Here is a 7,078-nt window from a genome sequence, read left to right on the forward strand (position 1 = left end):
TCAATGGATCGGGGAATCCATGCATGTCTGTTTCAAACGCCACGATGAGGTCGGCCTCGTCGCTATGGACGGGTCTCGCCGTGCTGCTGCTGGCGCTGGGTGCGATCGCTGGGGCCACATTCGCAACCGCCAGTGAGATCGACGGCTGGCGGTGGCTGCACTGGGTCTGCAAGCCGCTGGCCACCCTGTTGATCCTGGCTACGGCCTGGCGGGCCAAGCCGGCCGTGTCGACGCGCTACCGGCGCTGGATCGTGGCCGGCATGGCGTGCTCGCTGGTCGGCGATGTATTCCTGATGCTCCCGCAGGACGCCTTTGTGGCGGGACTGGTGTCGTTTCTGCTGGCGCACGCCTGTTTCATCGTGGCGCTGCTGGGAGACAGCCGTTTCGCCGAACGTCCCTGGGGCATGCTGGCCTGTGTCGCGTACGGCGTGTTCAACCTGTGGGCGCTATGGCCCTCGTTGCCGGTGCCGCTGCATTTGCCGGTGGTGGTTTATGTGCTGGTGCTGGCCTGCATGGGTGGCCAGGCGGTGGTGCGCGAGCGCAGGCACGCCACCGATGAGCTGGCGACCTCGGCCCACTGGTCGATGATGGGCGCGCTGATCTTCATGCTCAGCGATACACTGCTGGCCTGGGACCGCTTCCGCTTCGTCATACCGCTGTCGACGTTGTGGGTGCTGGTGACCTATTACACGGCCATGTGGTGTCTGGCGCGGTCGGTACGCGGAGGTGTTGAGCGGCGATGAATATGCAGGAAATCATCATCACCTGGGCGACGCCGGTGTTCTTCGCCCTGATCGCGCTGGAACTGCTGGTGGCCAAACTGCGCGGTCGCCGCGTGTATCACGGCAGCGATGCGATCAACAGTCTGGGCCTGGGCGTGATCTCGCAGATCGTGGCCGTCTTCAGCAAGCTGCTTACGCTGGGCATCTATGCGTGGTGCGTGCAGCACTTCGCCATCTTTGCATTGCCTGCAAACAGCGTATGGGTGTGGATTTCCGCGCTGCTGCTCTATGACTTTTGCTACTACTGGCTGCATCGCGCAGGCCATGAGGTGAATATCCTCTGGGCAGCGCACGTAGTGCATCACCAGAGCGAGGATTACAACCTCTCCACCGCGCTGCGCCAGACCGGCAGCGGCGTGTTGCTGGGCTGGTTGTTCTATCTGCCGATGGCCATCATCGGCTATCCGCTGGAAGTGTTCGTGGTGGTGGCGCTGATCGATCTGCTCTACCAGTTCTGGGTGCATACCGAACTGGTCGGGCGGCTGGGCTGGTTCGATCGCGTGTTCTGCTCGCCGTCCAACCATCGCGCGCACCACGCGGTCAACGATAAATATCTCGACCGCAACTATGGCGGCATCCTGATCGTGTGGGATCGTCTGTTCGGCACCTTCATCGAAGAAGACGACACCGATCCGCCGATCTACGGCACGCGCTCGCCGTTGCGCAGCTGGAACCCGCTATGGGCCAACGCCGAGGTGTACTGGGCGACGGCCAAAGACGCCTGGCATGCCCGCCGCTGGCGCGACAAGCTGCTGGTGTGGCTCAAGCCGCCGGGCTGGCGGCCCGCGGATGTGGCCGAGCGCTTTCCCAAGCCGGCGTTCGATATCCAGCGCGAGCGTTTTCTGCCGCCGCTCACCCGCGGGTACATGATTTACAGCCTGGTGCAGTTTGCCTTGCTGCTGGGCATGGCCGTGCAGTTCCTCGATCTGGCCAAGCATTTGCCGGCGGTTTCATTGATTGGCTATGCCGTTTTCCTGGTGCTGAGCCTCGCCGCGCTGGGTGCACTCACCGAGGGTCGTCGCTTGGGCGTCGGCCTGGAGCTCGCCCGCCTGCTGGCGACTGCGGCGGTCCCACTGGTTACCGGTGGCTGGTTCGGTGCACCGCAGCTGGCGGCCGGACCGCTGGCTGCCCTGGTCGCCGTTCCGGCCATCAGCGCGCTGGTGCTGTCCTGGCTGGCGCTCTCGACGGCAGGGCGCGCAGGCGCCGGAAAACCCATCCCCGGCTAGGACCTATGGCACTCCCCCGCAGCTGCAGCATGGCAGGGGCGGGGGCATTCGCTATGATCGCGGCTCGTTTCCCGGGGATGAGCTGATGGGTTTCCTTGATAAGTTGGTGCGCCACAAGCCTGTGGAGCTGTTGCAGGCGGAGGCCGGCAAGCGTGGCGATTTCCGTCGCGTGTTGGGTCTGTGGCAGCTCACTGCCATCGGTATCGGCGGCATTATCGGCGTCGGTGTGTTCGTGCTGGCGGGCAAGCAGGCGGCGATCAACGCCGGACCTGCGGTGGCCATCTCCTTCCTGATCGCAGGCATTGCCAGCGCCGCGGCAGCACTGTGCTACGCCGAATTCGCCGGCATGATCCCGGTGACCGGCAGCGCCTATACCTATGGTTATGCGGTGCTCGGCGAACTGGCCGCGTGGCTGATCGGTTGGGATCTGTTGCTGGAGTACGCCTTGATCGTCGCGGTGGTGGCGATCGGCTGGTCCGGCTACGTGCAATCGGCGTTGACCAGCATGGGCATCACGATGCCTCTATGGGCGCAAGGCGCCATCGGCACGGGCGAAGGGCACGTGTTCAACGTGGTCGCCGCGCTGGTGACGCTGGCTGTTGCCGCGCTGCTGATTTTCCGCACGGAATGGGGCGCGCGCTTCAACACGGTGGTGGTGGCGATCAAGGTCGCGGCGGTCGCACTGGTGATTGGTGTTGGCGTCTTCTACATCAATCCCGCCAACTGGGTCCCCTTCATTCCTGCACGCGTGATCGGCGCGGACGGCGTTGGCCATTTCGGTTACCAGGGTGTTGGCGCGGCGGCAGCGGTGGTGTTCTTCGCCGTGTTCGGCTACGACACGCTGACCACGGCGGCCGAGGAATCGAAGAATCCGCAGCGCGACCTGCCGCGTGCGGTGCTGTTGTCGCTTGGCATCTCGATGGCGATGTATCTGGCCGTGTCGATGGTGCTCACCGGCATCGCGCACTACAGCACGCTCAATACCGATGCACCGGTGTCCGATGCCTTCAAGGGTCTGGGCCTGCACTGGGTGGCGTTGACGGTGTCCATCTCGGCGGTATTCGGCCTGCTCAGCGTGCTGTTCGCCTTCATGCTGGGCGCCACGCGCATCTGGTTTGCGCTGTCGCGCGACGGCTTGCTGCCGGGCTGGTTTGCCCACGTGCATCCGCGCTACGGCACGCCGCATCGCCCCACCATCGTGCTCGGTGTATTCACCGCCCTGGTGGCTGGCCTGCTGCCGATCGAGGAAGTGGCCAAGCTGGTGAACATCGGCGTGCTGTCAGCCTTCATCGTGATCTGCACCTCGGTGATGATCCTGCGCAAGCGCAAGCCGGATCTGCATCGCTCCTTCCGTACGCCGTGGGTGCCGCTGATCCCGCTGATCGGCATCGCGTTTTCCATCTGGCTGCTGGCGGAACTGCCGGCCGTGACGTGGAAGGTGTTCCTGATCTGGGTGAGTATTGGTCTGCTGGTGTACCTGGGTTATGGCATTCGCCACAGCAAGTTGGAGAAGATGCAGTAAGGGCATATCGCAACACTGTGGGAGCGCACCCTGTGCGCGACGGCCGACCGGAGCGGTAAGTTGCAAGGTGGCCGTCGCGCACAGGGTGCGCTCCCACAGGTGGGAAACTGGATCGCACAAAAAAAACGGCTGCTTTCGCGGCCGTTTTTTGTTTCCACCGTCAACCGACGCTTAGAACTTCACTTCCACCGAAGCGGAGTACGTCGCCACATTGGCATTGGTCTGCGGCTCTTGCGCGCCGTCGCGACCGTACTTGATGTGGTAGTTGTCGTAATTGATGCCGAGCGCCACGTTCTTGGTGACGTCGTAACCCACGCCGGCGCCGGCGTACCAGCCGTTGTTCCAGCTGCGCTCGCTGGCGGTGGTGTCACCCACGGTGACTGCGCCGGTGGTGCGCGAGCGCAGGTAGCCGCCGTGACCGGTGACAAACCAGTTGTTGTAGAAGTTGTACTTGCCGGTCACGCCGATCTGGCCCACGCGCGGCTTGGCCGAGGTGCTGGCGAAATCGAAATCGTTCTTGACTTTGCCAAGATAGGCGTAGCCGATTTCAGCGCCGACGATGCCGTTCCAGCGCCAGCCGAAGCGCACGTTCTGGAACACGTCGGTCTTGTCCGAGACACCGCCGAGACGGTAGTTGCTCTGGCCCAGGTTGCCGGCAACAAAGAAATTGTCGAGCTGGTTGGATTCGTCAGCCTTGGCAGCGAAAGGCGCAACAGCGACCACGGCCAAAGCGGCCGCAAGAAGAGTCTTGTTCATGGAATGCTCCATCTATTTTTGTGATCCGTGACGACAACAAGGGGGAAGGTCGTCACGGTCCGCGTGGGGATCGCGGTGAAAAAAGAATACGGGTTTTTAACGAGCAGAAAACCCGTGAACGGTTTTGCGGAAGGGCGATGTTCAGACACTTCCATGACCAATGGCAGGGGGTGAGATATGTCAACGCCCACTAGCATCAGAGGTTCATGTTTCGTGCAGCTGCGCCGTGCGCACGACTGTTTATCCCAGGGAGAACCTCTTGAAAGTTTCGCGCCTCGCCTCCGCCATCCTCGCTTCGGCTATTGGCCTGGGCAGCTTTGCGGCACTCGCCGATGTGCCTGCCCCGCAGGACATTCCGTTCAATGGCACGCTCAAGATCAACGTCGACGCGACCGATATTGCCCATCGCATCTTCCGCGTGCACGAAACGGTGCCGGCGCAGGCGGGTCCGCTCACGTTGCTGTATCCGCAGTGGCTGCCGGGCAATCACTCACCGACGGGCCCGATCGACAAGCTCGCTGGCCTGACCGTGAAGGCGAATGGCAAGGTCATTCCCTGGAAGCGCGATCCGCTCAACGTGTACGCCTTCCATGTAGACGTGCCGCAGGGCGCAACCGAAGTGCAGGTGGAATTCCAGTTCCTCTCCGCGCAGGACCTCCGCCAGGGCCGCGTAGTGATGACGCCGGAAATGCTCAACCTGCAGTGGAACTCGGTGTCGCTGTATCCGGCCGGCTATTTCGCCCGCCAGATCAAGGCCGAAACCAGCGTGACCTTCCCGGCTGGCTGGCAGTACGGCAGCGCCCTGGAAATGGCCTCGCGCAACGGCGACACGGTGACGTTCAAGCCGATCGACTATGACGATCTGGTCGACTCGCCGATCTTTGCCGGCAAGTACTTCAAGCGCGTGGATCTGGATCCGGGTGCGAAGACGCCGGTGTTCCTCAACATCGTGGCGGACGATGCGAAATTCCTCGAGATCAAGCCCGAGCAGCTGAAGGTGCACCAGAATCTGGTGCAGCAGATGTACAAGTTGTACGGCGCGCATCACTACGATCACTACGAATTCCTGTTCTCGCTCAGTGACAAGATGTCGGGCATTGGCCTCGAGCATCACCGCTCCAGCGAAAACGGCGTGGGCACCGGCTACTTCACCGAGTGGGACAAGAACATGACCATGCGCGACCTGCTCTCGCATGAGTTCAACCACTCGTGGGACGGCAAGTACCGCCGCGGCGCCGACCTGAGCACGCCGAGCTTCAACGTCCCCATGCAGGACAGCCTGTTGTGGGTATACGAAGGCCAGACCCAGTTCTGGGGCTATGTGATGGCCGCGCGCTCGGGCCTGTGGAAACAGGACCAGACGCTGGACATGCTGGCCAACGTCGCGGCCACCTATGATCGTGGCCGCCCGGGCCTGCAGCAGTGGCGCAACATCCAGGACACCACCAACGACCCGATCATCGCGATGCGCCGCCCGCTGCCGTATCGCAATTACCAGATGAGCGAGGACTACTATTCCGGCGGCCAGATGATCTGGCTCGACGTGGACGGCAAGCTGCGTGACCTCACCGGCAACAAGCGTTCCATCGACGATTTCGCCAAGGCCTTCTTCGGCGTCAAGAACGGCGATTGGGATGTCAACACCTACACCTTCGAGGATGTGGTGAAGACGCTCAACGATATCGCCCCGTACGACTGGACGAGCTACCTGCGCGAACGTCTGGACGGCCACGGCCCGATCATCGGCGGCTTCGAGGCGAACGGCTGGAAGCTGGTCTACAACGACAAGCCTTCCGACGTGGCCAAGGCGATGGAAACGCGCGCTGGCGGCGCCAACCTGACTTTTTCGCTGGGCGTGTCGATGGGCAAGGCCGGCGACATCGTCGACGTGCTGTGGGACGGCCCCGCCTTCAAGGCCGGCCTGTCGCCGGGCATGAAGGTGATCGCAGTCAACGGCAAGGAATATTCCAGCGACGCCATCAAGGACGCCGTGACAGCTGCCGCGAAGGACAAGAACCAGCCGGTGGAATTGCTGGTGAAGAATTTCGACGAGTACAAGACGCTGCGCGTGGATTACCACGATGGGTTGAAGTATCCGCATCTGGAGCGGATCGAAGGCAAGGCGGATCGTTTGTCGGAATTGCTTAAGCCGCGCTGAGGCGCGCCGCTTGTCGCCGCTCTCCCGGCGGGCTCCGGGGTTTTTTCGACAGGACATCCGTGTCCTGTCGAAAATCTGGCCGCATCCACGCGGTCACCCTGCGGGCTTTCCTTCACCCGCCCGCCGCGTCATGCGGGACCCCGTGGAGCGAGAGCCACATCAGGAACCGAATCACGCCCGGCATTGCGAGGCGTCTTCTTTTTGTAGGAGCGCACTAGTGCGCGACCAGCCTACGGAGCGGTACACCCCAGCGCCGCGGTCGCGCACAAGTGCGCTCCTACAAGGGTTATGCAGGTTCGTGGGTTGAGGATCAACCTTGCCGGTCGGCTCTTTGTGGGAGCGCACCCTGTGCGCGACAAACCTACGGAGCGGTACACCCCGGCGTGGCTGTCGCGCACAGGGTGCGCTCCCACAGACAAGCCAAGCGCCAGGCGCGCATCCAGTGCGCCATCTGTGACCCAAAGCCGATGCGCAGCGAGGCTCCGCTTTAAGTCCTCAGCGATTCGGGCGCGTTGCGCAGCGCTTGGAAGTATCCCCTGTGTACCCTCGGAGGTTGTCCCATCAGGACGCGCCTCGAGCGTTCGGGCTTATCCCAACACGATGCTGCGGGCGTTATCAGGCCATTTTCTTTGGG

Annotated in this window: 5 protein-coding genes; 4 read left to right on the forward strand and 1 reads right to left on the reverse strand. The window is 62.7% G+C overall.

Annotated features, from left to right (window positions below; genetic code table 11):
- The first annotated feature begins 23 nt into the window (after positions 1-23).
- The 3 genes from AC1DKY_RS21120 (at position 24) to AC1DKY_RS21130 (ending at position 3,530) form a co-directional block, all read left to right on the forward strand.
- Entirely contained in the window at positions 24-743 is a 720-nt protein-coding gene (locus AC1DKY_RS21120) for a lysoplasmalogenase (RefSeq protein ID WP_441605598.1), read from the forward strand.
- Positions 740-2,008, forward strand: coding sequence for a sterol desaturase family protein (locus tag AC1DKY_RS21125; RefSeq protein ID WP_441605599.1), 1,269 nt, complete (start codon positions 740-742; stop codon positions 2,006-2,008). The genes AC1DKY_RS21120 and AC1DKY_RS21125 overlap by 4 nt, the downstream gene beginning before the upstream one ends.
- An 85-nt stretch (positions 2,009-2,093) precedes the next feature.
- The gene (locus AC1DKY_RS21130; RefSeq protein ID WP_441605600.1) at positions 2,094-3,530 is read left to right on the forward strand and encodes an amino acid permease; all 1,437 of its coding nucleotides are present in this window, start codon (positions 2,094-2,096) and stop codon (positions 3,528-3,530) included.
- A 171-nt stretch (positions 3,531-3,701) separates the two neighbouring features.
- Here the strand turns inward: AC1DKY_RS21130 and AC1DKY_RS21135 are convergent, their stop codons facing one another.
- Positions 3,702-4,286: an outer membrane protein gene (locus AC1DKY_RS21135; protein WP_441605601.1), complete on the reverse strand. Its 585-nt coding sequence runs from the start codon at positions 4,284-4,286 to the stop codon at positions 3,702-3,704.
- A 259-nt stretch (positions 4,287-4,545) separates the two neighbouring features.
- On the opposite strand from AC1DKY_RS21135, the gene AC1DKY_RS21140 reads away from it, so the two are divergent.
- Positions 4,546-6,444: a M61 family metallopeptidase gene (locus AC1DKY_RS21140; RefSeq protein WP_441605602.1), complete on the forward strand. Its 1,899-nt coding sequence runs from the start codon at positions 4,546-4,548 to the stop codon at positions 6,442-6,444.
- Positions 6,445-7,078: the final 634 nt, after the last annotated feature.

The sequence above is a fragment of the Dyella sp. 01N448 genome (genome assembly GCF_056399225.1).

Coding starts and splice junctions, on each gene's coding strand:
- AC1DKY_RS21120 (WP_441605598.1), top strand. CDS start 24: ATGTCTGTTTCAAACGCCACGATGAGGTCGGCCTCGTCGCTATGGACG.
- AC1DKY_RS21125 (WP_441605599.1), top strand. CDS start 740: ATGAATATGCAGGAAATCATCATCACCTGGGCGACGCCGGTGTTCTTC.
- AC1DKY_RS21130 (WP_441605600.1), top strand. CDS start 2,094: ATGGGTTTCCTTGATAAGTTGGTGCGCCACAAGCCTGTGGAGCTGTTG.
- AC1DKY_RS21135 (WP_441605601.1), bottom strand. CDS start 4,286: ATGAACAAGACTCTTCTTGCGGCCGCTTTGGCCGTGGTCGCTGTTGCG.